This is a genomic window from Paraburkholderia sejongensis (assembly GCF_020880815.1).
In the GTDB taxonomy this organism is placed as follows: Bacteria; Pseudomonadota; Gammaproteobacteria; order Burkholderiales; family Burkholderiaceae; genus Paraburkholderia; species Paraburkholderia sejongensis.
This window is the reverse complement of the sequence record NZ_JAJITD010000004.1, coordinates 19,528-45,482: the sequence shown is the minus strand read 5'-3', so window position 1 is coordinate 45,482 and position 25,955 is coordinate 19,528. Positions and strand designations below refer to the sequence as shown.

The window sequence follows — 25,955 nt, the reverse complement described above, 5'->3', positions numbered from 1 at the left end:
GGCTTTCACACGGTAATTTCGTACCGCTTTAAATCATCCGCTTAAAACAGATAATTGGCGAACAGACCGTAGGTGATCTGACTGGTCTTTTGCGTAATCGGACTGTCCGTCGCATCGCCGCGCAGCCACGCGAACGAAGCGCTCGCGCCGACATTCCAACGCGCCGCGATTCGGTATACGCCGTTGATCGAGAAGCGCACCTGATTCAGACCGGAACCGGCCGAATAGGTCGGCAAGCCAGAACGGGCGCTTTGCTCCGACGTCACGCCGAAATAGGTTTCGTTGTACTTGCTGCTGGCCCACGTCAGACCCGGACCGGCGCTCAGCGTCAGTTGCGGAATCGGCTCGTAGCGGCCGAGCAGATCGAACGTCGCCACGGTGCCGCGATCGTTGCCGGCGATATCGGTCAGCACGCTCGCGCGCGCGGTCACGAACTGATAGGTATATACGCCGAACAGTTCGGCATGCGCGGTCCGCTTGACGTCGCCGAGTCCATGCAGCCGCGCATCGTCCGACTCGCTGCGCGGCTCGATGAAGTCATAAGTGATCGCGGCGCCCACGCGCCAGTTACTGTCGCGATACAGATAGGCGCCGAGCGCCAGCACCGAAGCGGCATCCGGATTCGCGCCGAGAAAGAAGCGGTCGTAATTCACGCTCACGGCGGGCACTACTTCCCATTTGGTCCCGCTCGCGCCCGGGTATTTCGGCATGTTCACGACGCCGGCGCCCAGCGCGAATCGCCACGGGCTCGTGCTCACGCCCGTCCCCTGAGTGACCTCCGGCGCGCCAACCGAATACAGGCCTTCGGACAGGCCGAGGGTGTCGTCCGCCATCGCGGCGAGCGCGAACAGCGACAACGCGGAGCCCATCAGTACCTTGATCATTCGGGGATTCGATACATCGATCATTCCGCTTCTCCGTGGCAAATGATTAGCCCACGCGCAATTGCGCCGGTCTAGCCGTTTATTCGGGACTACCGATACTGCCGTATTACTGAATGCCGCGAAGATCACCGCCATTTCTCTCTCGCCAACCGGTTTGGCTTATCGGCTCTATTGCGAAAAATGCAATGGCAAAAGGTGGTTTGAGCATAGCCGGTTTATTTCGGCGGTCGCAAGCATATTTTTGTTAAATGCGAACTCGAGGCAGGCAATTGTCGCAATGGTGGCGCGAATCCAACGCCGCCCTACCCAATAGCCAGGATTTGCCATTCGCGGTCGCAAACGATAATCTTTGCAGGCTTGACTTTCATCGTCGCCGGCAATAAGCGGGCGGCGGCTTTCGATGCACAGTGATCTACCTTACGGGTGAGCTATGGCTTCAGGAAAGTATCTCGGCAAGAAAACCGACAGTCCGTCGTTTTCGTGTCTCTGTGACAAGTCTCAAGCGCAGTACGCGAACCGCCGTATCAGTGCTGACTTGTCGCGTCGCGGTTTCGTTGCCGGTCTCGCAGCCTCGATGCTAAGCCTCGTGCTGCCCGGAGTCGGTCACGCGCAAACCACCCAACCGCCGCCGGCACCAGCCAAACCGGTACTGTTCACCAACTTCCGTCTGTTCGACGGCAAATCGTCGACGCTGCGCGACGGCCTCTTTATGGTGGTCGAGGGTAATACGATCAGCCAGATCGGCCAGGGCCAGCCGGCGTCGAGCGAGGGCAAGACCGTCGTCGATTGCGGCGGCAAGGTGATCATGCCAGGCCTGATCGACATGCACTGGCATTCGCTGCTCGCCGCATTGCCGATTCAGGTGATTCTCCAGGCCGATATCGCATTCGTTCACCTGGCCGCGAGCGCAGAAGCGGAACGCACGCTATTGCGCGGCTTTACGACGATACGCGACGCGGGCGGCCCGTCGTTCGCGCTGAAGCAGGCGATCGACAGCGGCATGATTTCGGGGCCGCGCATCTATCCGTCCGGTGCGATGATCACCACCACCGGCGGTCACGGCGATTTTCGTTCGCTCGCCGAACTACCGCGCACCGCCAACCAGGTCAGTCAGGCGGAACGCGACGGCGCCAATGCAATCGCGGACACCGCAGACGAAGTGCGGATGCGGGTGCGCGAGCAGTTCATCCAGGGCGCGACGCAGATCAAGATGGTCGGCGGCGGCGGCGTGTCGACTCCGCGCAGTCCGCTCGACATGCTCACTTTTACCGAAGAGCAGATGCGCGCGGCAGTCGAAACCGCGGCGGACTGGGGCACATACGTTCTGGCGCACGCGTATACACCCGAATCGGTTCAACGCTCGGTCGCCGCTGGCGTGCAGTGCGTCGAGCACGGTCATTTGATGGACGACAAAACCGCCGCGCTATTGGCGAAACACGGTACGTGGTTGAGCACGCAACCGTTCCTCAGCGAAGAGGACGTCGGGCCGCTGGCCGGCCCGAGCCGCGAAAAATTCCTCGAAGTGACCGCGGGCACCGATAACACCTACAAGCTCGCGCGCAAGCACGGACTGAAGGTAGCGTTCGGCACCGACCTGATTTTTTCGCAGACGCTGGCAACGCGTCAGGGCACGATGCTCGCGCACCTGAAGCGCTGGTACTCCGCCGCGGAAGCACTGAATATGGCGACCGGCGCCAACGGCCAGTTGCTAGCGATGTCCGGTCATCGCAATCCGTATCCGCGCAAACTCGGCGTACTGGAGGAAGGCGCGTATGCGGACCTGCTGTTGATCGACGGCAATCCGCTCGATAATCTCGATCTGATCGCGAATCCGGAGCAGAACCTGCGCATCGTGATGAAGGACGGGAAGTTCTACAAGAACACGCTCAACGCGTGATAAACAATCAGGCCGGGAGCATGCCGCGCAACAACGTCGGCATACTCCCGGCCTAATAGTTAGGTCAACTGCTTTACTTCCGGCGTCCGGGCGCGCAAGTTGCCGCGCCCGGTCCGCCGACTCCGTCAGCCGGTTAGCTGCGACCCTGCAGACGAATATCGCGCGACGACGCCCCAACGTACACCGAGCTGCCCGGGACATATTGCCACCGGCTGTGCGTCGTATCCCAGACGCTCTGCATGCGCGGCGTGACGACCACGTGCACGTGACGCGACTGGCCCGGGTTCAGCGCAACCTTGTCCCAGCCCACCAGACGGCGCGGCGGTTCGCCCTGATACGGCACGCCCAGATACACCTGCGGTACTTCGGCGCCAGCCACGCGGCCATCGTTACGCACATCGAACGACACGTCGGTCAGACCGCCCGGCAGGCGCTTGACCGACAGATCCGAATATCCGAAGTGCGTGTACGACAGGCCGTAGCCGAACTCGAACATCGGCGTGATGTTCTTCGCGTCATACCAGCGATAGCCCATGTCGAGCCCTTCCGCGTAGACGGGATCGGTCTGGAACGAGCCGTCCGTGCCCCACGTCGGCGTGTCCTGATCGCGCGCCGGGAACGTGACCGGCAGTTTGCCGGACGGATTGACCTTGCCGAACAGCACATTCGCAATCGCCTTGCCGCCCGCTTCGCCCGGATACCACGCTTCGACGATCGCCGAAACCTTGTCCTTCCACGGCATCAGCACCGGATTGCCGCTTTCGACAACGACAACCGTGTGCGGATTGGCCGCCGCGACCGCTTCGATGAGCGCATCCTGGTTGGTCGGGTTCGCGAGGCTCAGGCTTTGCAGATCGCCAAAGTCTTCGCCGGCCGGTTGCGCGACGACCACCACCGCGACGTCGGAGTTGGCCGCGAGCGTCGCCGCCTGGCTGATCTCCTGTTGCGTGTACGCGCGGAACGGCGAGGTCTGATCGCTGTTGCCGGCGAACGTAACCTTGGCCTGCGGCGCGAGCGCCTGGATCGCGGAGACGATCGGCGTCTCGACCTTCAGCCACGGATTGGTCCACCAGCTGCAACCGCTCGAGGTGCCGAACGTGAGGCCGCCACAACCCGAGAACGCACCCGTCACCGGATCGCGCGTGTTGCCGGAACCGCCGCCCGTCAGCACCGCGGCGTCCGCGTGGCCGCCGATCACCGCGATGCGCGACAGTGCACCCGCCGCGAGCGGCAGCTGATTGCTGGCGTTCTTCAGGAGTACCATCGACTGCTCGGCGGTCGATTGAGTGAACGCATTCGCAGCCGCGAAGTTTATGCTCTTGCCGCCCTTGGCCGGGTCGTCCATCACGCCGTCGCGAATCATCACGTACAGCTTGCGCTCGACCATGTCGTTCAGACGCGCGGTCGAGACCGAACCGTTCGCGATTGCCTGCTTGACGAGAGCCGGCGTCAGATAGACGGTCGAGCCGACGTCTTCTTCCTCGTCGAGACCGGCGTTGATCGCAGGCGCGGTGCTATGCGCCGCGCCCCAGTCGGACTGCACCTGGCCTTCGAAATGCCACTCGTTCTTCAGCACGTCATTGAGGATGTGCGAGTTCTCGCACGCATAGGTGCCGTTCACGCGGTTGTAGCTACACATCACGTTGCCGGGCTGCGCGGTGCGTGCGGCGATTTCGAACGGCAGCAGGTAGAGCTCGCGCATCGTGCGCTCGTCGATCTGGCTGTTGCCGCCGCCGCGGCCGTGCTCCTGCTCGTTGCCCATGTAGTGCTTGATCGTCGCGATGACCTTCTGGCTTTGCGTGCCGTCGGTACGCTCGGCGAGCATTTCGCCGGCGAGGATCGGGTCTTCGCCGAGGTACTCGAACAGACGGCCGCCGCGCGGCTCGCGCGCGAGGTTGGTGCCGCCGCCGAGCCCCATGCCGAAGCCCTGGGCGCGCAACTGGATCGCGACCTGCTTGCCGTAATTCGACGCCAGTTGACGGTCCCAACTGGCCGCCACCGCGATCGTCGCCGGGAAGGTGGTCGACGGTTGGCTCGTGCTACCCGAGCCGGTCGACGAGTCGGCCATGTTCAGATCCGGGATGCCGAGACGCGGCACGCCCTGGATATAGCCCGCGCCGCCGCCCGGCACCGACGACATTGCGTACTGCGAGTGAATGAACTGCAGTTTCTCGTCGAGCGTCATTTTCTCGACGAGGGATTCCGCGCGACGATGCGCGGCCGCTGACGCGAACGCATTGAGCACGGTGGATAGCGGCGCAAAGTCGAGCGCCGAAGTGGGAATTTCCGCGTGCGCGGCGGCGCTCACGGCCGCCGCTATTGCGACGGCCGGCCAAAGTTTCTTTTGCATTGATGTCTCTCCGAAATGGACTTTTTGTGGGGCTGCGAGCGCGTCGAAGGGATGCACAGCGGACGCGAAAACAGGCCGGCGGCGATGACCGCAAACGTTTGCCTGTTGAAAGAAGAATCGACGCGGCTGGATAGGCTGTAGCGACTCTTCCGTGGTGAGTAATGTAAGAATGTAGTCTGACTACAGCATCGGTGTTTTTACTAATACGAGCGTTTTTATGCGTAATGGGCCGTAAGGCTTTTCTTACATAAGCTAATTGAAAGGATAAAAAATAGCGCCGTAATTTTTATTCGATTTTTTATTCCGCTGCATTGAATTCGGAAAGTTAGGCGAATTCGCTTTGCTTATGCGTAGCTGATGGAAATTCCGGCGCGGGCGAAGGCTCGCTGACCTGCCGCGTTGCACTGCGACGGCAGCGCCGATGCTGACGGCTACCGGTGGCCGTTGCAACCTTTGTTGACAAAGGCAGGAGAATTTTTAGCGTGAGAATGCACCGCGCCGTGTATGTCGCCGCAGCCCTCACACCCCCGTGTTATCGGGACTTCCCGCGCAGCGCTTCGGACGCGTCCGACGTTATAGCCATTTATTGACTTTAACTATCTCGAATATCTGACATCTCTAAAGTTTTATGAGATCCATTCCTCTGGTGTAGTCGTTAATTCGTACAACCAAGGAGGAAAGTCAATGGCGTGGATTTACGGTCACACCAGCAAAAAGCTGTATTACAACGACACTCTGATAGACCAACGAGGGTATTCCGGAAACGGCGATGGGCTGAACAACCACAGCATGCAGCACGTGCGCGACGTCGGACCGATCCCCGTCGGCGAGTATGAGATAGGGGCACCGTTCAGGCATGCTCATACGGGACCCTATTCAATGCGTCTCACCCCTATCAGCGGAACACATACCTTCGGCCGCAGTGGTTTCATGATCCACGGCGATAGTCGCAGCGACCCCGGTAACGCGTCGAAAGGCTGCCTTGTCTTAGCAGGGAGAATACGGGAAAAAATCTGGAACAGTGGCGACAGAGTATTAAAGGTGGTGCATCCATGAAACGCGCCGTTGCAGTCCTCGTGCTATCGCTGCCCGCGTTATGTCTCGCGAAGCCCCCACCATGCGACAGATGGCCAACCAATATTGCGGAAGGCTGGTTGATGGACGAGGGTCTTATCGAGCGAGCAAACCTCGATCATTCGAAAACTCGGGCCCTGAGGCTATCGTCGGAGAAGATTGGTAAAGACGAGCTTTACGGCAAAGATCTTTATCGTCAGGTCTACCACATTACCTACTACGACAAACGCGGCAAGCAGATAGTCAGCGTTATTACCGTCAACGATGCCGGCTGGGAAGAATGTTCGATGAGCCAAGTTGAAGTGTTTGTCGTTTCTCAACACATGGGACCGGCAGAAACGCTGATTAAAGGACTCTACAACCCCGCTAAGAAGCATTGATTCTGGAGTAGCCCGTTGATTCTCATGACCCGACCCGCGACACGCTTCAAAAGGTTGTCTCGCTTTGTGCGGCGTAACGCGCGAGCAAATCCGTTCGCCATCATGTTGTTATCGCTGCCCGCGTTATGTCTCGCGAAGTCCCCTCCATGCGAAAGCTGGCCGATTAACGTAGCCGACGGCCAGCTCATACGTGCAGGCCTGCTCGAAAGGGAAAACCTGGATTGGAGGAAAACTCGAGCCGTACGACTATCGTCGGAGAAGATCGGCAAGGACCGGCTCTACCACAAAGACCTTTATCGCCAGGTTCACCACGTCACCTACTACGAAAAAAGTGGGAAGCCGATAAGCGTCATTACTGTGAACGACGCTGGCTGGGAAGAGTGCTCGATGAGTCAGGTGGAAGTGTTTGTCGTTTCTCTACACCTGGAGCCTTTGGAACCTCTGATTAAAGGACTCGGCGACTCCCCGAAGCAGTAATTTCTCGCCTAACCTCTCCAACCCAAAGTGAGGTTGAATGAAACCCAAGGCCCGCCTCCCACCAGCGGGCCTTTCTCATCCTCACCGCCCCACTTGACAACAAAAAAGTCCTCTTCTAGTTTACTGGAAACCGCCTCCGTAAAACTGGAACCCATGGACATCAACGCGCTGATCGCCCGACGTGTCAGAGCATTGCGCGACGCGCAAAACTGGTCGCTCGACGCATTAGCCGAGCGCAGCAAAGTAAGCCGCTCGAACATCTCGCTGATCGAACGCGGCCAAAGCAGTCCCACCGCGACCGTGCTCGACAAACTCGCGACCGCGCTGAACGTGCCGCTGGCATCGCTATTCGAGCAGGACGACACGCCGGCGGTCGTGACATCGCCCGTCAGCCGCGCAGCCGACCAACCCGTCTGGACCGATCCGAGCTCCGGTTACGTGCGCCGGCATCTGTCGCCCACCGCGCCGTCGGCGCTCCAACTGGTCGAGGTCGACTTCCCCGCCGGCCAGCGCGTCAGCTTCGAAACCGGCGCACGCGACGCGGACATCCATCAGCAGGTCTGGCTGCTCGAAGGATCGATGGAAATCACCGCCGGCGACACCAGTTGGCGGCTCAAATCCGGCGACTGTCTCGCGATGCGCCTCGATGGCCCGATCACATTCCGCAATCCCACCCGAAAAAACGCGCGCTATCTGGTGGCGCTGACCACCTTTCCGGTCAACCAAAGCAGCCAGGGCAACCAGAGCAACCGGGCAAATCAGATCAACCAACGGAGCAACGGATGAACGAACCCGCAACCATCGCGCGCATCGACGCGGCAGAGGCCGCCGCCAGCATCGAAGCGCTGGCCGACGTGCTGATCGACTGCGTGGAAGGCGGCGCCTCGGTCAGCTTCATGCTGCCGATCTCGCGCGACACCGCACGCGAGTTCTGGCGCAACGTCAGCGACGGCGTCGCGCGCGGCGAGCGCGCGCTGCTGGTCGCGCGTGACCAAAGCGGCGACATCGTCGGCACAGTGCAGTTGATTACCGCGCAACCGGAAAATCAGCCGCATCGCGCCGACGTCGCGAAGATGCTCGTACATCGCAAGGCGCGCCGGCGCGGCATCGCGCACGCGCTGATCAGCGAGGTCGAGCACCTCGCGCGCGCCGAACGCAAATCGGTGCTGCTGCTCGATACCGTCACCGGCGGCGACGCCGAGCGGCTCTATCAACGCGCCGGCTGGCAGCGCGTCGGCCACGTGCCCAATTACGCGCTGATGCCCGACGGCGCCCCGTGCGGCACGACGTTTTACTGCAAACAGCTTTAACCGCGCATCCGCCACTGCCGCCGCTGCCGCCGCATGTAGTTGAAAATTTCAACTACATGCCTATAATGCGTGCTTACCCGCCCAGGGTAGCAGACGACAGCGGAGCAATCTTGTACTCGGACTTCCTCACTTTCCGGCTCGATCTGACCAGTGCGCTGCTGATCAACCGCGCGAACGAGGTCTATCGCGAGCGCTGGGATCTCGACGTACGCGCGCTGCGCGTATTGCGCCTCGTCTGCGCCGAGCCCGACATCACCCCGAAAACGGTGTCACAGCGCGCGCTGATCGAAAAAACGCTGCTCTCCAAAGTACTCGCCGAGCTTGAAACGCGCGGGCTGATCAGCCGCAACGCTCATCCATCGGACCGCCGCAGCATCGCGTTGCGCGCGACCGCGAACGGTCTCGAAGTTGCACAGGCATCCGAAGCATTAGGATCCGCGCTGGAAGTCGAACTCGCGAAAGGCCTGAGCGCGAACGAACGCAAAACCCTCGAACGCCTGCTCGGCAAGCTGTCGAAAAGCCTGCTGGCGAACGAGTCGGCAAGCGGGCGTGCGAACGAGCCGCCGCATTGAGCCACCCGACCCCGCCGCGCCACCTGACCGACTTACATAGCGCCCACGCCCAAAGGAGCCATTCATGTCGAAGCTGATTGAAACGCTGTCGCCTGCGATCGACACGCTGCTGCCCGAACTCGAAGCGATCTACAAGGATCTGCACCAAAACCCCGAGCTGTCGATGCAGGAAGTGCGCACCGCCGGCATCGTCGCGGATTACGTCGAGAAGCTCGGCTACGAAGTGACCCGAGAAGTCGGCGTGACAGGCGTGGTCGCGTTGATGCGCAACGGCGACGGTCCGACCGTGATGCTGCGCGCCGACATGGACGCGCTGCCGATGGCCGAAGCAACCGGCCTGCCCTACGCGAGCACGGTGCGGACCAAGGACGAGGACGGCGTCGAAGTCGGCGTTGCGCATTCGTGCGGTCACGATCTGCACGTCACGTGGCTGCTCGGCGTCGCGCGCCTGATGGCCGAACATCGCGACGCATGGCGCGGCACGCTGATGGCGGTGTTCCAGCCCGGCGAAGAAGTCGGCCGCGGCGCGCGCAGCATGCTCGACGACGGCATGACCACACGTTTTCCGAAACCCGACGTGATTCTCGGCCAGCACGTGATGGTCGGCGCGGCCGGCACAATCGGCTATCGCAGCGGCACGATCCTGTCGGCCGGCGACAGTCTGAAGGTCAAGCTGTTCGGCCGCGGCTCGCACGGCTCGCAGCCGCAAACCTCGATCGATCCGGTGATCATGGCCGCTTCGACTACGCTGCGGCTGCAAACCATCGTGTCGCGCGAAATCTCGCCGCGCGACAGCGCGGTGCTGACGATCGGTTCGCTGCAGGCCGGCACCAAGGAAAACATCATCCCCGACGACGCGACGCTGAAGCTCAACATGCGCACCTACGACGACGACGTGCGCGAATACATGCTCGGCGCGATCCGCCGCATCTGCTGTGCCGAATGCGCGGCGTCTAACGCGCCGCGCGAGCCGGAGTTCACCACGTTGTCGAGCTATCCGCTGACGGTCAACGACCACCCGGTCACCGAACGTCTGCGCGAAGCGTTCGAAGCGCAGTTCGGCGAGCGCGCATACGAAACCCAACCGGCCGCCGCCAGCGAAGACTTCAGCCTGTTCGGCCGCGAATGGAACGTGCCGTACTCGTTCTGGTTCGTCGGCGGTACGGACCCCGAAGTATTCCGCGCCGCGCTGGCCGCCAAAAAGCTCAACGAAATTCCCAGCAACCATTCGCCGAAATTCGCCCCGGTGCTCGATCCGACGCTGCGCGCCGGCCTCGAAGCGATGCTGTGCGCGGCCGGCGTATGGCTCGATCAATCCGCCCACGCTACTCCCGCACCGTGAATTCGCACGCCGTCTATACGATCCTCGATCTGATCGGCACCTTCGTGTTCGCGATCAGCGGCGCGGTGGCCGCGCGCCAGCGCCGCCTCGACCTGTTCGGGATCGCGGTGATCGCGTTCATGGTTGCGTGCGGCGGCGGTATCGTGCGCGATATCTGCATCGGCGCGATTCCGCCGGCCGGGCTGTGGAACTGGCGCTATCTGGCCACCGCGCTGGCCGCGTCGACGGTGACGATTCTCGCCTATCCGCAGGTACGCCGGCTGCGTCAGCCGGTGCTGTTCTTCGATGCGATCGGGCTCGGTCTGTTCGCGGTATCCGGCGCGCAGAAGGCGCTGATCTATGGGCACAACGCCGAACTCGCGATTCTGCTCGGCGTCGTCAGTGCGGTAGGCGGCGGCGTGATGCGCGACATCGTGCTGTCGCGCGTGCCGGCAATTCTCGAACGGGAGATTTACGCATCGGCCGCGCTGTTCGGTGCGGCCGTGCAAGTGGGTTTCTCCTATGCGGGCTGGACCGACTGGTGGACGCCGTGGTTCGCCACGCTCGCCTGCGTGGCGGTGCGGCTCGCGTCGCTGCGCTTCGGCTGGCGTCTGCCGATCTTCAAGGGCCGGCGCGCCGCCGATACGCGCGACGCGCCGTAAGCGCCACCGTCACGCGCCGCCGGCCATGCTCGGCAACAGTTCGCGGTAGATATGAATCATCGCCGGTCCCATCAGCACGACCAGCAACGCCGGGAAAATACAGAACACCAGCGGAAACAGCAGCTTCAGCGAAATCTTCGCCGCGCGTTCCTCGGCGCGCATCCGCCGCCGCGTGCGCAGCGTATCGGACAGCACCCGCAGCGACGCGCCGATCCCGGTGCCGAAGCGCTCGGCCTGGATCAGCATCGAGCTGAACGAATCGATGTCTTCCACGCCGGTGCGCAACGAGAAATTGCGCAGCGCCTTTTCCTTCGAGAAACCCGAGCGCATTTCGAGCAGCATCAGTTCAAGCTCGCTCGCCACCACCGCGCTGCGCATCCGGATCTCCTCGCCGACTTTGAGCAACGCGGCATCCAGACTCAAGCCGGCTTCGACGCACACGGTCAGCAGATCGAGCGCATCCGGAAAGTCCTCGACGACGCTGCGCTGGCGCGCTGCGATACGGCGCGACAGCACCACGTTCGGCAGGTAGTAACCGAGCGCGGCGAGCGCCATCAGCACGATCGACCGTTCGAGCAGCGTGGTCGCCAGCGCGGTGCCGTACAGCGCGACCAGCGCCAGCAACGGCAGCACGACGGCCAGCGCGGTCTTGGTCGCGAGATAGACCGGCGCGGCATTGGCCGAGCGCCAGCCCGCATTCATCAGTTGCACCCGCAGCGCGGACTGTTCCCAGCCCTCTTTCGGCACCGACAGCCGCGAAATCGGCTGCGAGATTTCCACCAGCTTTTCGTACCACGGCGTGTCCGCGGTGCCGCCCGCCTGCTCCAGCGCCGGCGCGAGGTTCGGGCCGCCCGCCTGTTCGATGCGGCGGCTCATATCGCGTGGCGTCGCCAGATGCAGCGCGCCGAACGCGGCGACGGACACGATCGCGAATACACCCAGCAGCAACAGAATCTGTGTGAGGTTCAGCGTTTGCATGATCTCTCCTCGTCGTTATTTTTCGCGGCGCGGCGCGGTTCAGCGCGCCGCCGCTCGGCCGCTCAGACCCGTATCCTGACGATGCGCCGCATCCACAGGACCCCGGACAGAATGCCCGCTGCCGCGACCGTGACCATCTTCATCCCCGCCGGGTCCTGCCACAGAATGCTGAGGAACTCGGGATTGACCACCAGCATCGCCGCGCCGATGCCGAACGGCAGCAAGCCGAGCACCCACGCGGACAGCTTGCCTTCGGCGGCCAGCACGCGAATCTTGTCGAACAGTTTGAAGCGGTTGCGCACCATCGCGGTGATGCCGTCGAGTACTTCGGCCAGATTGCCGCCGGTCTCACGCTGGATCACCACCGCGATCACGAAGTAGCGCAGATCGCGAATCGGCACCCGCGTCGCGAGATTGGTGAGCGCCTCGCTAATCGACACGCCGTAGTTGATCTCGTCGAATACGATGCGAAATTCGCCGCTCATCGGCTCGGCGAACTCGGTGCCGACCATATCGATCGCGCCGGTGAACGCATGGCCCGAGCGCAAAGCGCGCGAGAGCATGTCGCAAACATCGGGCAGTTGCCGTTCGAGTTGGCGAATCCGCTTGTTGCGGCGGCGTTGCACGTAGACGATCGGCAGCAGCGCCGTCAGTGCGGCGGCGCCGGCCGTGAGGTGCCAGGGCAGCGCGAGGCTGGCGCCGATGATCAGCACGAACGGCGGCAACACCGCGCAGACGCCGACAAGCCGGCCCACCGACCAGCTCAGTCCCGACTGCTGCAAAAACAGGTCGAGCGCATGCACGCGCGGAATCTTCAGAAGCACCCGCGTGAACAGTTCCGACTCGGCCATCATGCGCGATTTCAGAATCGACAATCGCTCCTTGTTCACATGACCGCCTGCCGAAACCGCGCGAATCCGCGATTCGACCCGCCGCGCGACCGGTCCGTGGCGGCTGTTCCAGTATTCATAGACGGTGCCCGTCGCGAGCACCACCGCGACGAACAGCAGAATGATCGACGCATAGAAGATCGGATTCATGACGATGTCCCCCTACGCCGTTTCGAAGCGCCGCGCCGGATCGTAGATCTGATCGGGCGGCGCGACGCCGAACGCCTGCAGACGCTCGGCGAATTTCGGCCGCACGCCGGTCGCGCAGAAATGGCCGCGCACGTTGCCCTTCGAATCGACGCCGGTGCGGCGAAACACGAAGATCTCCTGCATGTTGATCATGTCGCCCTCCATCCCGGTCAGCTCCGAGATGCTGATGATCTTGCGGCGCCCGTCGGTCAGCCGCGCGGCCTGCACGATCACCGAGATCGCCGAAGAAATCTGCTGACGCATCGTGCGGGTCGGCAGCGGCAGGCCGCCGAGCGTCATCATGTTTTCGAGCCGGGTCAGCGCATCGCGCGGCGTGTTCGCGTGGATCGTCGACAGCGAGCCTTCGTGGCCGGTGTTCATCGCGTTGAGCATGTCGAGCGCTTCGGCGCCGCGCACTTCGCCGAGGATGATCCGGTCGGGACGCATCCGCAGCGCGTTGCGCACCAGCGTGCGCTGGGTGATCTCGCCGCGTCCCTCGATGTTCGGCGAACGGGTTTCGAGCCGCAGCACATGCTCCTGGCGCAGTTGCAGTTCGGCCGCGTCCTCGATCGTGACAATCCGTTCGTCGTTCGGAATGAAGCCCGACAGCAGGTTCAGCAGCGTGGTCTTGCCGCTGCCGGTGCCGCCCGAAACCAGCATGTTGACCTTCGCGCGCGCGAGCGCGTCGAGCAGTTCGGCCATCGGCGGCGTCATGCTTTGCAGTTCGATCATGTCGGCGACCTGCAACGGGTTCGTGGCGAAACGCCGGATCGACAGCAGCGGTCCGTCGATCGCGCAGGGCTTGATGATCGCGTTCACGCGCGAGCCGTCCGGCAGCCGCGCGTCGACCATCGGGCTCGATTCGTCAATATGGCGGCCGACACCCGAGACGATCTTCTCGATCACCTTCATCAGGTGCGCATCGTCATAGAAACTGACGTCGGTCTGCTCGAGCCGCCCGCGCCGTTCGACGTAGGTATGGCGATGCGTATTCACCAGAATGTCGGAGATGGTTGGGTCGCGCAGCAGCGCTTCGAGCGGGCCGAAGCCGAACATCTCGTCGTATACGTCGGTCACCAGTTGCTTGCGCTCGATATCGTTGGCCGGCGCTTTCCGCTCGTCGAGAATGCGCGCGATCAGCGCGGCGATTTCCTGACGGACCTGCTCGGACGGCAGTCGCGCGAGTCGTTCGAGTTCGACGCGATCGAGCACCGTCAGATGAATCTCGCGTTTCAGTTTCTGATAAGCACCGCGAATCATCCCGGCGCCCGCCGGATCCTGGCCCTGGCGCTCGCCCAACGACTGCACGCGTTGCGCGGAAATCTGTTCACGAAGCGACATGACGTCCCCCTGGTTTTGATGGTTCCGATGATTCTGATCGTTGCGCCGCCGGCGCGTTACAGCGTTTCGAGTTTCGGCGCGTTTTGCCGGCCGAGCAGCCGGCCGAACAGCGACTCGCCTTTCGCTCGGCCCCGGCCCGGCGTCGCGGTGCCGGCCACCACGTTTTCGGCGAGCGCCTGCAAACTGCGCGCGACGCCGCTGCCGCGCGCGGTCTTCGACACCGGCAGCCCCTGGTTCATCGCGTCGGCGACGGTATCGGCATCCTCCGGAATCACCTGATACGCGCTCATCCCCAGCACGCTTTCGAGCGCCGCGCGCGGCCGCTCGCCATGCCGCGAGTAGCGGTTCAGGATCAGCCGCATCTGCTCCTGCGCGAAGCCGACCGAGCAAAGAATCTCCTGCAGCCGGCGACCGGCGCGCACGTGCGCCATGCTCGCCTGCAACACGATGTGAATGTGGTCGCTGCGATCGAGCGCGAGCATCGACAGCCGGTTCAGCGTCTGGCCCAGATCGAACAGCACGAAGTCGTAATGCGGCGCGGCGACGCCGAGCAGCCACTCGAGACGCTCTTCCTTGATCTCGGCCGCCTTCACCGGATCGCCCGCGCCCGCGAGAATGTGGAAGCTGTCGGTCACGTGCACGAGGCTGGTGTCGAAAAACGCCGCGTCCATCCGCTCGATCTGCGCGCAGATTTGCGGCAGCGTCGACGGCGGGGTCTGGTCGGAGACCAGAAACGCGGCGTCGGCGAATTGCTGGTTCAGATCGATCAGGAGTACGCGCTTTTTCTGCGCGAGGCTTGCGATCGCGTGCGCGACGTTCGCTGCGATGAAGCTGGTGCCGGCGCCGCCCTTGCTCGAGATGAACGACAGAATCCGCGTGTCGCGGCGGCCGCCTTGCAGGCTTTGCGCCTGTGCGCGCTGCAACGCGTCGCCGAACTGGCGCGGATCGAGCGGCCAGTTCAGCACGTCGCGAAAGCCCGCGCGCATCGCCGCGATCAGCGTGTCGGGCGACGCGTCGGGAACCAGCAGGATGCAGGTGAGCCGCCCGTGCGCGCGGTGCAGTGCTTCGACCACCGCGGGTTGCGCATCCTGCAGCGACACCGCATCGACGATCAGCACGTCGAACGCATCGAGACTGTCGCCGCGCTCGCCGAGCAGCGACGGCCGGCCGCTCGCACGGGTGATCCGGTAGTCGCCGCATTCGCCGGTCAGATGCGCGATCTGCGCGAGCCGTTTGCCGTCTTCAGAGAGAGCCAGGATGTTGATCATGATGTTCTCAACCGAGCTATCGGGGTTGGGCGGCGGACCTGGCGGTCCGTCGCCGGCGCAACGTGCTCGCGGCGCGTGATGCTGCACCGCGCGCGTTGCCGCTTGCACTCATCGGCTGCCGCCGCTGCTGCCGATGCCGATCACGAACGGATTGACCGTGGTGGCCGGCGTCTGGAACGACTTCGCGTACTGCTCCTGCGCGGCCACCGCGGCGACGCCGTCGACGCCGGGTGTCGACGGGTTGTCCTCGCCCGCATGCGGATTGATGATCTGCATCCGCGTGACGGTGCGAACCGCGTCGCCGACATGGGCATCCCAGATCGGCGAGCTGGACATGCAGCCGCTCAGCGAGCCGCCCCCTAGTGCCGCCAACGTCGCCAGCAACGCCGCGCGGCGCGTGATCACAAAAAGTTCGAGTTTCATCAGAGTCTCCTTCGCGGCGCATTACGGGTTGGCGAGGTTGGCGGGATTGGCGGGGTTGGCGGGATTGGCGGGGTTGACCGGCATCGCCGGGCCGGACGAGGTGGCCGGGCTCGCGGCGTCGGCTTTGGCAAGCGCGCGCTCGCTGGTGGCGGCGGCATCCGCTGCCGTATTCACAGCGGCCAGGGTTGCCGCGCCGCTGCCCCGATGCATGACGGCGCTGGTTTTATCGCCGCTCGGCAGTGCCGCCGCCGGTGCGTGCCGGTCCGCCTGGGTATCGCGCGGCAACAGCGCGGCCGGTGCGCTCGTGCTGCCGGTCGGTGCGGGCGCCGGTGTCGGCTGCGTGGGTTGCGGCTGCGGTTGCATCCGCGGCTGGACTTGCGGCTGCGGCGCGTTTGGATCGGCGGCGCCGGCGGCGGGCTGCACGGCCGGCCGGCGGCCTTCCATGTTGCCGGTCGCGTAGACCGCTGCTTCGGACGTCTGATTAAAGCTGTCGGTCGGCAGCGGATAGTCGGTCCCTGACGGCATCGGCTTCACCAGATGCACGGTGATGATGAAGATCAGTTCCGTGCGATCCTGCTGGAACGACGTGCTGCGAAACAGCGCGCCGAGCACCGGCACTTCGCCGATCCCGGGCAACGCTTTCAGCGCACCGGTGATGTTGTTCTGGATCAGGCCGCCGATCGCGAAGCTCTCGCCGTCGTTCATCTGCACCGTGGTCGACGCGCGGCGCGTCGTGATCAGCGGCAGCACCGTCACGCCGCTGGTGCCGCTCGCGGACACGGTGACACCCGTCGGCGACAGCTCCGACACTTCCGGCGCGACCTTCAGGTTCACGCGGCTGCCCGCGAGCACGGTCGGCGTGAATTTCAGGCCGACGCCGAACTCTTCTTCCTGCAGCGTGATCGTCGAGCCGCCGGTGCCGTTGCTCTGCGGCACCGGAATGAAGACCCGGCCGCCCGCGAGGAACGACGCTTCCTGGCCGCTCAGCGTGACGAGGTTCGGCTCGGCGAGGATCTTGCCGAGGCTGTCGCTCTTTTGTGCGTCCATCGCCAGATTGAATGGCTTGTTGTTGGCTTTGCTGAGCGCGATGCCGTTGCCGACCCCGGCGAGCAGGGTACTCACCAGGGCGCCGGTCCACGAACCGAAGCCGCCCTGGATGTTGACCGCCGCGCCGAGTTGATTGAGCAGCGTCTTCGACACCTCGGCGACCTTCACTTCGAGCATCACCTGCTGCGGCGAGTCGACTGTCATCATATTGATGACTTCGGATCCCTTACTGATGCTCGTGCTTTGCTGAGACACCGAGCCGCCGTTGCCGAAGCTCGCGGTGCTGTTCTGTTGTTGCTGGGTCGGCTGCGCGCCCGCATATGCGCTGGCGATCCCCATCGCCTGCGCAGCTGCTTGCGCGCTCGACACCCGCCCTGCGAGCACCAGATTGCCGGCCGCGCTCGACACGCGAATGCCGCGCTCGTTAGGCAGCAGTTGCTGCAACGCGCGCTGCAGCCCGTCACCGTCCACTGTGACGCTCACGTCGATGATCTGGCAGGCGCCGCTGCGGCCTTGCACGATCATGTTGGTGGTGCCCACCGTCATGCCGACCACGTAGAGGCTGCGCTGCGAGACCAGCGCCGCCTCCGCGATCACCGGATTGCCGAGCGTGCGGTTGCGCGCCGGTTCGATCAGCGGCACGATCACCGACTTGCCGACCGCGACCGATACGCTCGACTGATCGCGAATCTCGCCGCTGCAGTTCGGCCCGGTCAGTTGCGCGGGCGCGATCGACCTGCCGCCCGCGCCGCCCGGAACCGGCGTGTTGCTGACCAGCATCGGCGCGGCGCCGCGGCCGGCCGGCAGCGGCGCCGCTTGCATGCCCCAGCCTTGCGGCATCGGCGCGCCCGCCATATTCTGCGCGGCGCCGTTCTGCGCGACCGTCAAGCCGGCGCACAGCGCCGCGGCGAGCATCGTGCCGCCGAGCGCGCGGCAACGCGTGCCGCCGGATGAGAACCCGTGTTCTGTTTTCATGTTGCTGCCCCCGTCGCTCGATGTGGATGAACCGAGACGTTTTGTGTTGCCTTTGTTATCCGGCTCGCGGCGCGTTCGGATTGGCGCGCCGCGACCGCGCTAGAAACATTCGACGCTGCCGGTCACCCCCGACAGCACGCCGACGCAATCGCGTTTCGGCGCCGGCCGCGCCGCATAGCGCGCGCGGACCGGATGCACCGGCTCGGGTGTCGCGACCGCCGGCGCCGAGGCGGGCAGATCGAGCAGCGTCAGCTTGGTCGCGCCGCCGGTATTCGGCGTCTGCCTGTCGACCTGATTGCGCAATACCAGCGACAAGGTGCCGACGCTGCGCGCAAGGTCGAGTTTTTCGGCCTGCTCGGGCGTGACTTCGAGCGTCACCGCGTTGACCACTTTCGGCGCGGTGTCGTCGCGGCTGACCTGCTGCGCGACTGCCAGCACGAGGATCTTTTCGAGCACGATCTTCGAGATGCTCTGCTGCGTGTCGGTCTTGTTGGCCTGCTGCGTGTTGACGATCACGTCGACGTAATTGCCCGGCAACGCGAAACCCGCTACCCCCACCACGTCGTTCACGCGCACCGTGATCGCGCGATGGCCTGCGCCGATCACCGCGGACAAGCCGCCCTTGGTGCCCTGCGGCGCGAGCTTCGCTTCGAGTACCGGCTCGCCGGGCGCGAGACTCGTCAGCAGCACGCGGCCTTCGAGCGCTTTCGCGTCGGCGAACGCACCGGGCGGCACGCTCGAGTTCGGCCAGTTGACCAGATGCACGAGGTTCTGGTTGAGCGGCTGGCCGAGACTGATGTCGCTCGTCGCCACCGCCACCGACGTCATCGCGCTCGACGACGTCTGCAACAGCCAGCGCGACGCGAAACTTACGGCCGCGAGGCCGGCCAGTACCGCGATCGCCAGCATCACAAAAGCACGACTGTTTTTCATGGCAAGACTCCTGCATTCAGTGGAAACGTACGGCTACAGCGCGGCCGCGAACAGCATGCCGAGCGTGCCCGCCGCGATCGCGACACCATACGGCAGCGTGCCGACCGATTCGGACTGCGTATCGAGCAGCGCCGGTGGTCTGAGCGGCGCAATCAGCCAGCCGCAGGCCAGCTGACGCAGATTCGCGAGTAATCGGCCGAAACGGCCGTGCAACAACACCTGCGCGAGCGACCAGACGCCGCCGATCAGAAAGGTCGCGAGCGCGATCCGCCAACTCAGCGCCGGGCCGACCCACGCGCCGATCGTCATCAGCAGCTTGACGTCGCCGGCGGCCATCCCGCGCAGCAAATAGAACGGCAGCAGCAGCGCGAAGCCGCACGCGGCGCCGGCCAGCCACGCGAGCGCGCCGGCGAGCGCGCCGTGCAGCGAAATCTGCACGGCCAGCGCGGCGGCGAGACCGAGCGCGATCAGGCGGTTCGGAATGCGTCGCGCGGTGAGGTCCGTGCTCGCCGCCACGATCGCCAGCACGATCACGCACAGCGGTACAGGATGTGGCGGTAAAAGTGGAAGCGTCATGGCGGTCTCGCTAGGGTCGAAGATTGGAGCGCGCGCCGCGTCAGACTGACGACGCGATACTGGTGAAGAGCGAACTCAGATTCGTGCCGAGCGTCGTGACGGCACCGATGATTACGAGCGCGATCAGCCCTGCGAGCAGCCCGTATTCGATCGCGGTCACGCCGTGTTCATCGCGAGCGAAACGTGCCGCGCGGGCAATCAGTTTGTTCATGACAGACTCCTTCTCGATGAATGAGGATCGACGGACGAAGCACACGGTTCGTCCGCCGACGGACGGCCCTTAGACCGAATTGCCGATGCTGGTGAAAATGTTCTTCAGGTTGGTGCCGAGTGTCGTGACGGCACCGATGATCACCAGTGCGATCAAGCCGGCGAGCAGCCCATATTCGATCGCGGTGACGCCGTCTTCGTCGCGCGCGAAACAAGCTGCGGTGGCAATGATTTTGTTCATGATGGAACTCCGTTTGAATGGCCAGGTATCCAGACCTCGAGCGTGCTTCGTCCGTCGACGACAGGCGCTTAAATCGAGTTACCGATGCTGGTGAAAATGTTTTTCAGGTTGGTGCCGAGCGTCGTGACGGCGCCGATGATCACCAGCGCGATGAGGCCCGCGAGCAGGCCGTATTCGATGGCGGTCACGCCGTCTTCGTCGCGTGCGAAACGGTTTGCGGTAGCGATGATTTTCTTCATGATTGACTCCCTTTGGATAGCTAAGTAATTGAACCCTTCGCCGGGATCGGCTCGAGGCAAGGCACTGCGGGTACTGCGGGAACTACGTGGAGAAGACTAGTTCGCCCGTCCAGCCGTGGTGCGGCGCGGATTGATCCGCACAAGCGAAACGCTGGGCGAGACGAAAGGAGGAAAACAGGTGGAGTGCAGCGGCATCCGCGCAGCGGTCAGGTGCACGGTATGCAACGGCGCCGGCCGCGCGACCCGCAGCAGCGTGGCCGCGAAGCGCTGGCGCAGTGTGAGCGTACGGTGCGCGATGCGCTTGTGCCGGTTGGTGTCGCGCGGCAGCGTGAGCTGATGGTTCATACATCCCCCGTGTTGCGTAATTTTTTTAGGCGTCCTGTCATCGTGTCGTCGACTTGCGCGCTCTTCCTGTCGCAAGGACGAGGCCAGCAATGCGGGAATCTCGCAACGACAAGGGTCTCGCCGAACTCCGTCGCAGCGTACTGCCCGCAATGCGCCCTGAATGTGCTGCTTTCGCAACGTGGCGGGCTGTTAAGCGAATACTTCGCGAATCGCGTAGAAGCCCGCCGCAGTAGGCACGGCATTTTTTTCCCAGGAATTTCCCTGATTCGGCAAAAAAGAAATATCTCCGGTAAATGACGGGTGCCGGAGGGGCCAGGCGGTCCAAAGCGTCTCATCGGCGAGACGCTTTGGTGTGTTAGCCCACACACGGCGGGCCGTTTTACCCGCTATTTGGCTAAATCGACGCTGCGCGGCTAACGCCCAGGAAAACGCGAACTTGAAAGTCGGCTGTTTTTCCGCCAACAATGATCTGACCGGTTCAGCGCGAACGGCACTCTTCTCACAAGGTTTTCATTCGATGCCGCGCACTGAAACTTAAGAATCCGAAACAAAAAACCAGATGCACGGCGGGTCCAGCGGACCCGATCCGGATCACACAGGGGGCGGGGATCATGGACGTTTCTCAACTGCGCATGCGCGGCACCGGCGAGCGGGTTCGTAACTGGCTCACGCCCGAGCGCATCGTGTTCTACAGCGTCGGCATGCTGCTGCTGTTCATCGTGATGATGGCGGTATGGGCGTGGTCGAGCCACGCATTCGCCGAACGGGGCGTCGCCGCCCCCGGTACCGACTTTTCGATTTTCTGGTCCGCGTCGTACGGGCTATGGCATGGCTCGGCCGCGCAGGTATACGACCATGTGTGGTTCGACGGTCTGCAGCGCAGGCTGTTCGATGACCTGCATCGCAGCAACCTGTTGCCGTGGCTGTATCCGCCCACCTTTCTGGTGTTCGTGTCGCCGCTCGCGCTGCTGCCGCCGCTCGCGATGTATTTCGTGTTCGTCGGCAGCGGCCTCGTGCTGTGCAGCGCGGGGACGCTGCGCGTGTCGGGTTTGACCGGCAGCTTGCGGGGCTCGCGCTTCGCGTGGTTGATCGTCGCCGCGTCGCCGTGCGTACTGGTGCCGGCCATCTTCGGTCAGAACTCGTTGCTGACCGCCGCGCTCGCGGTGTTCGCGTTGCACTGGCTGCGCCGCGCGCCGCTGCGCGCCGGCTTGTGCATCGGCCTGCTCGCGATCAAGCCGCAAATGGCGGTGCTGTTTCCGCTGGTGCTGATCGCGGCGCGCGCGTGGCGCACGCTCGCCGCCGCCGCGCTCAGCGCGGTGCTCTTCGGCGCGCTCAGCGTGCTGGTGTGCGGCGTGCAAACGGCGCAGCAGTTTCTGGTCAACACCGGCCTCGCGCGCGCGACGCTGCTGGAGCAAAGCCGCTCCTACTGGCTCGCGTCGCCCACTACATTCGCCGCGCTGCGCGACAGCGGCGTGCCGATCGCCGGGGCCTATGCCGGCCAGGCCAGCGTCGCGCTGATCGCCGCCGCAGCGGCGTGGTACGTGTGGCGCGGCACCCGCGACATGCGTCTGCGCGTGGCCGGCCTGATGGTCGCGACGCTGCTCGCCAATCCGTACGTCTGGCATTACGAACTCGCGTGGCTCGGCATCGCGCTCGCCTGCCTGATCGCTCGCGGCCTCGACACCGGCTGGCTGCGCGGCGAACAGACCGTGATCGCGCTTGCGTGGCTGCTGCCGGTGTACGAGTTGTTCAACCGCATCACCGAGTTGCCGCAGATCGGGCCGGTCGTTCTGCTGCTGACGCTGCTGATCGTCGTGCGCCGCGTGCGGCTCGGCGCCGATGCACGCGCGGGACGCACAGCACTCGTCTACTCGCACGCAATATAAACAGGCGAAAACAATCGGCTTAACGGGGAAGCGTCATGTCAGCTTATATCAACAAACCACTGCTCTCGCTGGTCGCGCCTTTCTACAATGAACAGGACGCGGTCGAGCGCTTTTTCGCGGCGGTCGTGCCGGTGCTCGAAGCGATCGACGGCACCCGCTTCGAGATCGTCTGCATCAACGACGGCAGCACCGACGCGACGCTCGCGCGCCTGCTCGAGGCGAGCGCGCACGACCGGCGCATTCGGGTGATCGACCTGACGCGCAACTTCGGCAAGGAAGCGGCGCTGACCGCCGGCATCGACGAAGCGTCCGGCGACGCGGTCATTCCGATCGATGCCGACCTGCAGGATCCGCCGGCCCTGATTCCGGTGATGGTCGAACACTGGCGCGCGGGCGCCGAAGTGGTGGCCGCGAAACGCACCAATCGCGCCTGCGACAGCTTCGCCAAACGTACGGCCGCGGGGCTCTATTACCGCGTGCACAACGCGCTGTCCGAAGTGAAACTGCCGGAAAACGTCGGCGATTTCCGGCTGATCGATCGCCAGGTCGTCAATGCGCTGCGCAGTCTGCCGGAACGGCGTCGCTTCATGAAAGGGCTGTTCGCGTGGGTCGGCTATCGCACCGTGATCGTCGAATACGAGCGCGAGCCGCGCAGCGCCGGGCACTCGAAGTTCTCCGGCTGGCGGCTGTGGAACTTCGCGCTCGAAGGCATCACGAGCTTCAGCACGGTGCCGCTGCGCAGCTGGACCTATATCGGACTGCTGATCGCGACGCTCGCGTTCGTGTATGGCGGGTACATCATCGGCAGCACGCTGTGGTCGGGCAATCCGGTGCCCGGTTATGCGTCGACGATCTCGGTGATGCTGTTCATCGGCGGGATCGAGTTGATCGGTCTGGGCGTGGTCGGCGAATATATCGGCCGCATCTACTACGAGTCGAAAGAGCGGCCGGTCTATCTGATCCGGCGCCGCTATCAGGCCAAAAGCAAGGTCAGCACGCTGCCGGGCGTGCGCCAGGACTTGCGGGCGCCGCATCCGGCCCGCGTCGAGCTGAGCCGGCGGCGGCCCGCGCCGCGCGTGCGCGTGGTCGGTCATTGACTATCAGGAGTCCGTCATGTCTCCCGATGCCTACCTCGAAATGGCCGAGACCGAAGCCGCGCACTGGTGGTTTCGCGCGCGCCGCGACGTGTTGCGCACGCTGCTCGATCGCTTGACGCTGCCGCGCGATGCGCGCGTGCTCGAAGTCGGCTCGGGCACCGGCGGTAACCTCGAGATGCTGGCCGGCTTCGGCACCGTCAGCGGCCTCGAAATGGATGCGACCGCCCGCGCGCTCAGCGCGCGCAAGACCGGCGGCCAGTTCGACATCCGCGCGGGCCATTGTCCCGACGACGTGCCATTCCAGCGCGAGCGCTTCGATCTGATCTGCTTCTTCGATTGCCTCGAACATATCGCCGACGATTCCGCTTCGCTCGCGCGTATGCAGACGCTGCTGACGCCGGGCGGCCGCATCGTCGTGACGGTGCCGGCCGGGCAAAAGCTTTGGAGTGCGCACGATGTGTTTTTGCACCACTTCCGCCGCTACAGCCGCGCGTCGCTACAGCAGTGCGCGGCCGCGGCCGGCTACGAGGTGGAGCGCATCAGCTATTTCAACACGCTGCTGTATCCGCTCGCGGTCGCCGCGCGCTGGGCCGATCGAGTGCTGCGGCGCCGGCGTTCGAGCGGCGACGCGATTCCGCCCGCGCCGCTGAACGCCGCGCTGTACCGGATCTTCCGTGCCGAACGCCACTGGCTCGCGCGGGCGCCGCTGCCCTATGGGGTGTCGCTGTTCGCGATCCTGCGCAAGCGCGACAGCGCTAGCGCGTCGTGATGCGTCGGCTCGAATGGGCGACGCCGCTGCGCTTCGCTCAGGCGTCGCTTAGGGTCGATCAGGCCGCGCGTAACGCCTTCTGACACGCGGCCAGCAACGCGCCGGCCGCGAGCAGCAACGCCGAATACACGAGGCCGCGCGCGAGCCCCGCGCCGTCCGACACCCAGCCGATCACTACCGGCCCGACGATCTGACCGAACGCGAACACGATCGTGAACGCGCTGATCCCCTTCGTCCAATGGCTGGCCGGCAGGTTGTGGCGCACGAACGCTGTGGTCGACGCAACCGCCGACAGGAACGTCGCGCCGAACAGCGTGCCCGACACGAACGCGATCCACGGCTGCGAGAACAGCGCGGGCAGCAGCGTCGCGACCGCGAGCAAACCGTTGAGCACCGCGAGCGCCTGGCCGCCGCGCATCCGGTCGAGCAGTGACGACCAGATGCGCGCCGACACCACGGTCGCCGCGCCGAGCAGCAGATAGAAGCCGGTGACGACCGCCGCGCTCATCCCCGCGTTGCGCAACAGCGCGACGATGAACGTCATGTAGCCGATATAGCCGACGCCGAACAGCCCATAGCCCGCGAGCGCCGCGGCGAAACGGGGCCAAGCGGGCACGTCGGCGGCGCTATCGGCAGCACGCGCGGCTGACACCGCGCTCGCATGCGCGCGTTCGATCCTGCGCGCCGCGCCGATCGCGAACGCGGCGAACAGCGCGCATGCGGCCGCGAGCGCGAACCACGCGAACTCCCAGCCGTGCACGACATTGAAAATCGTCACCGGCACCAGCAGCGACGACGCGACGATCCCCCAACCGGTGCCGCCGTAATACAGACCGAGGATCAAGCCGGCGTCGCGCGGCCGCGCCGACGCGAGCCGCGCGGCCAGCACCCCGCCGCTGATGAAGATCGCCGCGCTACTCGCGCCGGTGATCACGCGCACGATCAGCAGCGAATGCGTGTCGGCCAGCAGGCCGCTGCCCGCCATCAATAGCGCGGTGAGCGCGCAGCCGGCGGCGAACAGCGCGGCCGCCGACCAACGGCGCGCGAGGCGCGGAAACACCAGCGCGCCGAGCAGATAGCCGAGCGCGTTGGCGGTGTTCATCGCGCCGGCCTGCGCGAAGCTCCAGCCGAGGTCGAGCTTCATCGACGGCAACAGCAACGCGTACGCGAAGCGCGCGAAACCGAGCGCGATCGCGCTGCCGAGCGACAGCGCGGCGGCGAGCAACAGGGTTGGCAGGCGCTGCGCCGAAGCGGCGGAGGGGGAATGCGGGGCGGTCTCGAGCGAGCTGGAGGACATGACTGAGGTATGTCGGCGGCCAGAACGCTGCTGGCCGGTTGGGTCGATAACGGATGCATGCAGATCGCCATCATAGCTGGGCCGGGCTAAACCGAACTGACAGTTAGTTGCGTTTGTTAGCGTTAGTCGCGGATGGGGGATGCGGTGCGCAGGGCTTTTGCCGGCGTCTCATACAAATCGCAAATGAGAATGATTTGCATTAAGGCGGAATTTCCCCCATGATTCAGCGCATGGCAACTCACCCGACCCACCCTTCGCCTCGCGCCGCACGCGCTGCGTTCCCGCCGATCCGTCGCCTGCGTGATGCGCTGGCCTGCAACGCGG

General features: G+C 64.3%; 27 protein-coding genes. 12 read left to right on the top strand and 15 right to left on the bottom strand.

From position 1 onward, the window contains the following. Positions 1–41 precede the first annotated feature (41 nt). Complete coding sequence (locus tag LJ656_RS08915) at positions 42–908, bottom strand: MipA/OmpV family protein (RefSeq protein ID WP_230508923.1); 867 nt, start codon at positions 906–908, stop codon at positions 42–44. A 550-nt stretch (positions 909–1,458) separates the two neighbouring features. Here LJ656_RS08915 and LJ656_RS08910 point away from each other — a divergent pair. Further along, a complete protein-coding gene (locus LJ656_RS08910) occupies positions 1,459–2,781 on the top strand; it encodes a metal-dependent hydrolase family protein (RefSeq protein ID WP_230508922.1) in 1,323 nt (440 codons plus the stop codon). 133 nt (positions 2,782–2,914) lie between these two features. On the opposite strand, the gene LJ656_RS08905 is transcribed toward LJ656_RS08910, so the two are convergent. Then, the gene (locus LJ656_RS08905; protein ID WP_230508921.1) at positions 2,915–5,131 is read right to left on the bottom strand and encodes a beta-glucosidase; all 2,217 of its coding nucleotides are present in this window, start codon (positions 5,129–5,131) and stop codon (positions 2,915–2,917) included. Positions 5,132–5,815: 684 nt separating this feature from the next. On the opposite strand from LJ656_RS08905, the gene LJ656_RS08900 reads away from it, so the two are divergent. The 8 genes from LJ656_RS08900 (at position 5,816) to LJ656_RS08865 (ending at position 10,927) form a co-directional block, all read left to right on the top strand. Next, complete coding sequence (locus LJ656_RS08900; RefSeq protein WP_230508920.1) at positions 5,816–6,187, top strand: tlde1 domain-containing protein; 372 nt, start codon at positions 5,816–5,818, stop codon at positions 6,185–6,187. Then, positions 6,184–6,585, top strand: coding sequence for a hypothetical protein (locus LJ656_RS08895; RefSeq protein ID WP_230508919.1), 402 nt, complete (start codon positions 6,184–6,186; stop codon positions 6,583–6,585). The genes LJ656_RS08900 and LJ656_RS08895 overlap by 4 nt, the downstream gene beginning before the upstream one ends. Positions 6,586–6,609: 24 nt before the next feature. Beyond that, positions 6,610–7,062 (top strand): hypothetical protein, encoded by a 453-nt coding sequence (locus LJ656_RS08890; RefSeq protein ID WP_230509405.1) that lies wholly within the window; start codon positions 6,610–6,612, stop codon positions 7,060–7,062. 153 nt (positions 7,063–7,215) lie between these two features. Continuing rightward, positions 7,216–7,848: a helix-turn-helix domain-containing protein gene (locus LJ656_RS08885; RefSeq protein WP_230509404.1), complete on the top strand. Its 633-nt coding sequence runs from the start codon at positions 7,216–7,218 to the stop codon at positions 7,846–7,848. Beyond that, positions 7,845–8,372 carry a GNAT family N-acetyltransferase gene (locus LJ656_RS08880; RefSeq protein ID WP_230508918.1) on the top strand — a complete coding sequence of 176 codons (528 nt, stop codon included), beginning with the start codon at positions 7,845–7,847 and terminating at the stop codon, positions 8,370–8,372. Before LJ656_RS08885 ends, LJ656_RS08880 begins: the two co-directional genes overlap by 4 nt. A gap of 110 nt (positions 8,373–8,482) precedes the next feature. After that, on the top strand, positions 8,483–8,944 hold the full coding sequence (locus tag LJ656_RS08875) for a MarR family winged helix-turn-helix transcriptional regulator (RefSeq protein WP_230508917.1): 462 nt from the start codon (positions 8,483–8,485) through the stop codon (positions 8,942–8,944). 64 nt (positions 8,945–9,008) lie between these two features. Beyond that, positions 9,009–10,286, top strand: a complete 1,278-nt coding sequence (locus LJ656_RS08870; protein WP_230508916.1) for a M20 family metallopeptidase — start codon at positions 9,009–9,011, stop codon at positions 10,284–10,286. Next, a complete protein-coding gene (locus tag LJ656_RS08865) occupies positions 10,283–10,927 on the top strand; it encodes a trimeric intracellular cation channel family protein (RefSeq protein WP_230508915.1) in 645 nt (214 codons plus the stop codon). The genes LJ656_RS08870 and LJ656_RS08865 overlap by 4 nt, the downstream gene beginning before the upstream one ends. 9 nt (positions 10,928–10,936) lie before the next feature. Here LJ656_RS08865 and LJ656_RS08860 read toward each other — a convergent pair whose 3' ends face one another. The 12 genes from LJ656_RS08860 to LJ656_RS08805 form a co-directional block, all read right to left on the bottom strand. Continuing rightward, the gene (locus tag LJ656_RS08860) at positions 10,937–11,905 is read right to left on the bottom strand and encodes a type II secretion system F family protein (protein WP_230508914.1); all 969 of its coding nucleotides are present in this window, start codon (positions 11,903–11,905) and stop codon (positions 10,937–10,939) included. 62 nt (positions 11,906–11,967) lie between these two features. Beyond that, positions 11,968–12,945 (bottom strand): type II secretion system F family protein, encoded by a 978-nt coding sequence (locus LJ656_RS08855; protein WP_230508913.1) that lies wholly within the window; start codon positions 12,943–12,945, stop codon positions 11,968–11,970. Between the two features lie 12 nt (positions 12,946–12,957). Continuing rightward, positions 12,958–14,325: a TadA family conjugal transfer-associated ATPase gene (locus LJ656_RS08850; RefSeq protein ID WP_230508912.1), complete on the bottom strand. Its 1,368-nt coding sequence runs from the start codon at positions 14,323–14,325 to the stop codon at positions 12,958–12,960. Between the two features lie 56 nt (positions 14,326–14,381). Then, complete coding sequence (locus LJ656_RS08845; RefSeq protein WP_230508911.1) at positions 14,382–15,593, bottom strand: CpaE/TadZ family protein; 1,212 nt, start codon at positions 15,591–15,593, stop codon at positions 14,382–14,384. Between the two features lie 108 nt (positions 15,594–15,701). Further along, entirely contained in the window at positions 15,702–16,016 is a 315-nt protein-coding gene (locus LJ656_RS08840) for a hypothetical protein (RefSeq protein ID WP_230508910.1), read from the bottom strand. A 21-nt stretch (positions 16,017–16,037) separates the two neighbouring features. Further along, positions 16,038–18,038 carry a type II and III secretion system protein family protein gene (locus tag LJ656_RS08835; RefSeq protein WP_230508909.1) on the bottom strand — a complete coding sequence of 667 codons (2,001 nt, stop codon included), beginning with the start codon at positions 18,036–18,038 and terminating at the stop codon, positions 16,038–16,040. Positions 18,039–18,137: 99 nt separating this feature from the next. Next, on the bottom strand, positions 18,138–18,971 hold the full coding sequence (gene cpaB, locus LJ656_RS08830) for a Flp pilus assembly protein CpaB (protein WP_230508908.1): 834 nt from the start codon (positions 18,969–18,971) through the stop codon (positions 18,138–18,140). Between the two features lie 33 nt (positions 18,972–19,004). After that, complete coding sequence (locus tag LJ656_RS08825; RefSeq protein ID WP_230508907.1) at positions 19,005–19,547, bottom strand: A24 family peptidase; 543 nt, start codon at positions 19,545–19,547, stop codon at positions 19,005–19,007. Between the two features lie 40 nt (positions 19,548–19,587). Further along, positions 19,588–19,758, bottom strand: a complete 171-nt coding sequence (locus tag LJ656_RS08820) for a Flp family type IVb pilin (RefSeq protein WP_230508906.1) — start codon at positions 19,756–19,758, stop codon at positions 19,588–19,590. Between the two features lie 69 nt (positions 19,759–19,827). Next, on the bottom strand, positions 19,828–19,998 hold the full coding sequence (locus LJ656_RS08815) for a Flp family type IVb pilin (protein ID WP_230508905.1): 171 nt from the start codon (positions 19,996–19,998) through the stop codon (positions 19,828–19,830). Between the two features lie 68 nt (positions 19,999–20,066). Next, positions 20,067–20,237: a Flp family type IVb pilin gene (locus tag LJ656_RS08810; RefSeq protein ID WP_230508904.1), complete on the bottom strand. Its 171-nt coding sequence runs from the start codon at positions 20,235–20,237 to the stop codon at positions 20,067–20,069. Between the two features lie 96 nt (positions 20,238–20,333). After that, on the bottom strand, positions 20,334–20,582 hold the full coding sequence (locus LJ656_RS08805; RefSeq protein WP_230508903.1) for a hypothetical protein: 249 nt from the start codon (positions 20,580–20,582) through the stop codon (positions 20,334–20,336). A gap of 611 nt (positions 20,583–21,193) precedes the next feature. Between LJ656_RS08805 and LJ656_RS08800 the strand changes: the two genes are divergently transcribed. From LJ656_RS08800 to LJ656_RS08790, 3 genes are read left to right on the top strand one after another with little or no spacing between them, the layout of a single operon-like run. Next, a complete protein-coding gene (locus LJ656_RS08800) occupies positions 21,194–22,468 on the top strand; it encodes a glycosyltransferase family 87 protein (protein WP_230508902.1) in 1,275 nt (424 codons plus the stop codon). Positions 22,469–22,503: 35 nt separating this feature from the next. Continuing rightward, positions 22,504–23,565, top strand: a complete 1,062-nt coding sequence (locus LJ656_RS08795; RefSeq protein ID WP_230508901.1) for a glycosyltransferase family 2 protein — start codon at positions 22,504–22,506, stop codon at positions 23,563–23,565. Between the two features lie 16 nt (positions 23,566–23,581). After that, positions 23,582–24,334 carry a class I SAM-dependent methyltransferase gene (locus LJ656_RS08790; protein ID WP_230508900.1) on the top strand — a complete coding sequence of 251 codons (753 nt, stop codon included), beginning with the start codon at positions 23,582–23,584 and terminating at the stop codon, positions 24,332–24,334. A gap of 58 nt (positions 24,335–24,392) precedes the next feature. Here LJ656_RS08790 and LJ656_RS08785 read toward each other — a convergent pair whose 3' ends face one another. Further along, positions 24,393–25,631 carry a YbfB/YjiJ family MFS transporter gene (locus LJ656_RS08785; RefSeq protein ID WP_230508899.1) on the bottom strand — a complete coding sequence of 413 codons (1,239 nt, stop codon included), beginning with the start codon at positions 25,629–25,631 and terminating at the stop codon, positions 24,393–24,395. Positions 25,632–25,955: the final 324 nt, after the last annotated feature.

What these genes read in the sequence shown, in the direction of transcription:
- LJ656_RS08915 (WP_230508923.1), bottom strand. Translation starts at nt 908, where the DNA reads ATGATCGATGTATCGAATCCCCGAATGATCAAGGTACTGATGGGCTCC.
- LJ656_RS08910 (WP_230508922.1), top strand. Translation starts at nt 1,459, where the DNA reads ATGCTAAGCCTCGTGCTGCCCGGAGTCGGTCACGCGCAAACCACCCAA.
- LJ656_RS08905 (WP_230508921.1), bottom strand. Translation starts at nt 5,131, where the DNA reads ATGCAAAAGAAACTTTGGCCGGCCGTCGCAATAGCGGCGGCCGTGAGC.
- LJ656_RS08900 (WP_230508920.1), top strand. Translation starts at nt 5,816, where the DNA reads ATGGCGTGGATTTACGGTCACACCAGCAAAAAGCTGTATTACAACGAC.
- LJ656_RS08895 (WP_230508919.1), top strand. Translation starts at nt 6,184, where the DNA reads ATGAAACGCGCCGTTGCAGTCCTCGTGCTATCGCTGCCCGCGTTATGT.
- LJ656_RS08890 (WP_230509405.1), top strand. Translation starts at nt 6,610, where the DNA reads ATGACCCGACCCGCGACACGCTTCAAAAGGTTGTCTCGCTTTGTGCGG.
- LJ656_RS08885 (WP_230509404.1), top strand. Translation starts at nt 7,216, where the DNA reads ATGGACATCAACGCGCTGATCGCCCGACGTGTCAGAGCATTGCGCGAC.
- LJ656_RS08880 (WP_230508918.1), top strand. Translation starts at nt 7,845, where the DNA reads ATGAACGAACCCGCAACCATCGCGCGCATCGACGCGGCAGAGGCCGCC.
- LJ656_RS08870 (WP_230508916.1), top strand. Translation starts at nt 9,009, where the DNA reads ATGTCGAAGCTGATTGAAACGCTGTCGCCTGCGATCGACACGCTGCTG.
- LJ656_RS08860 (WP_230508914.1), bottom strand. Translation starts at nt 11,905, where the DNA reads ATGCAAACGCTGAACCTCACACAGATTCTGTTGCTGCTGGGTGTATTC.
- LJ656_RS08855 (WP_230508913.1), bottom strand. Translation starts at nt 12,945, where the DNA reads ATGAATCCGATCTTCTATGCGTCGATCATTCTGCTGTTCGTCGCGGTG.
- LJ656_RS08850 (WP_230508912.1), bottom strand. Translation starts at nt 14,325, where the DNA reads ATGTCGCTTCGTGAACAGATTTCCGCGCAACGCGTGCAGTCGTTGGGC.
- LJ656_RS08845 (WP_230508911.1), bottom strand. Translation starts at nt 15,593, where the DNA reads ATGATCAACATCCTGGCTCTCTCTGAAGACGGCAAACGGCTCGCGCAG.
- LJ656_RS08840 (WP_230508910.1), bottom strand. Translation starts at nt 16,016, where the DNA reads ATGAAACTCGAACTTTTTGTGATCACGCGCCGCGCGGCGTTGCTGGCG.
- LJ656_RS08835 (WP_230508909.1), bottom strand. Translation starts at nt 18,038, where the DNA reads ATGAAAACAGAACACGGGTTCTCATCCGGCGGCACGCGTTGCCGCGCG.
- cpaB (WP_230508908.1), bottom strand. Translation starts at nt 18,971, where the DNA reads ATGAAAAACAGTCGTGCTTTTGTGATGCTGGCGATCGCGGTACTGGCC.
- LJ656_RS08825 (WP_230508907.1), bottom strand. Translation starts at nt 19,547, where the DNA reads ATGACGCTTCCACTTTTACCGCCACATCCTGTACCGCTGTGCGTGATC.
- LJ656_RS08820 (WP_230508906.1), bottom strand. Translation starts at nt 19,758, where the DNA reads ATGAACAAACTGATTGCCCGCGCGGCACGTTTCGCTCGCGATGAACAC.
- LJ656_RS08815 (WP_230508905.1), bottom strand. Translation starts at nt 19,998, where the DNA reads ATGAACAAAATCATTGCCACCGCAGCTTGTTTCGCGCGCGACGAAGAC.
- LJ656_RS08810 (WP_230508904.1), bottom strand. Translation starts at nt 20,237, where the DNA reads ATGAAGAAAATCATCGCTACCGCAAACCGTTTCGCACGCGACGAAGAC.
- LJ656_RS08805 (WP_230508903.1), bottom strand. Translation starts at nt 20,582, where the DNA reads ATGAACCATCAGCTCACGCTGCCGCGCGACACCAACCGGCACAAGCGC.
- LJ656_RS08800 (WP_230508902.1), top strand. Translation starts at nt 21,194, where the DNA reads ATGGACGTTTCTCAACTGCGCATGCGCGGCACCGGCGAGCGGGTTCGT.
- LJ656_RS08795 (WP_230508901.1), top strand. Translation starts at nt 22,504, where the DNA reads ATGTCAGCTTATATCAACAAACCACTGCTCTCGCTGGTCGCGCCTTTC.
- LJ656_RS08790 (WP_230508900.1), top strand. Translation starts at nt 23,582, where the DNA reads ATGTCTCCCGATGCCTACCTCGAAATGGCCGAGACCGAAGCCGCGCAC.
- LJ656_RS08785 (WP_230508899.1), bottom strand. Translation starts at nt 25,631, where the DNA reads ATGTCCTCCAGCTCGCTCGAGACCGCCCCGCATTCCCCCTCCGCCGCT.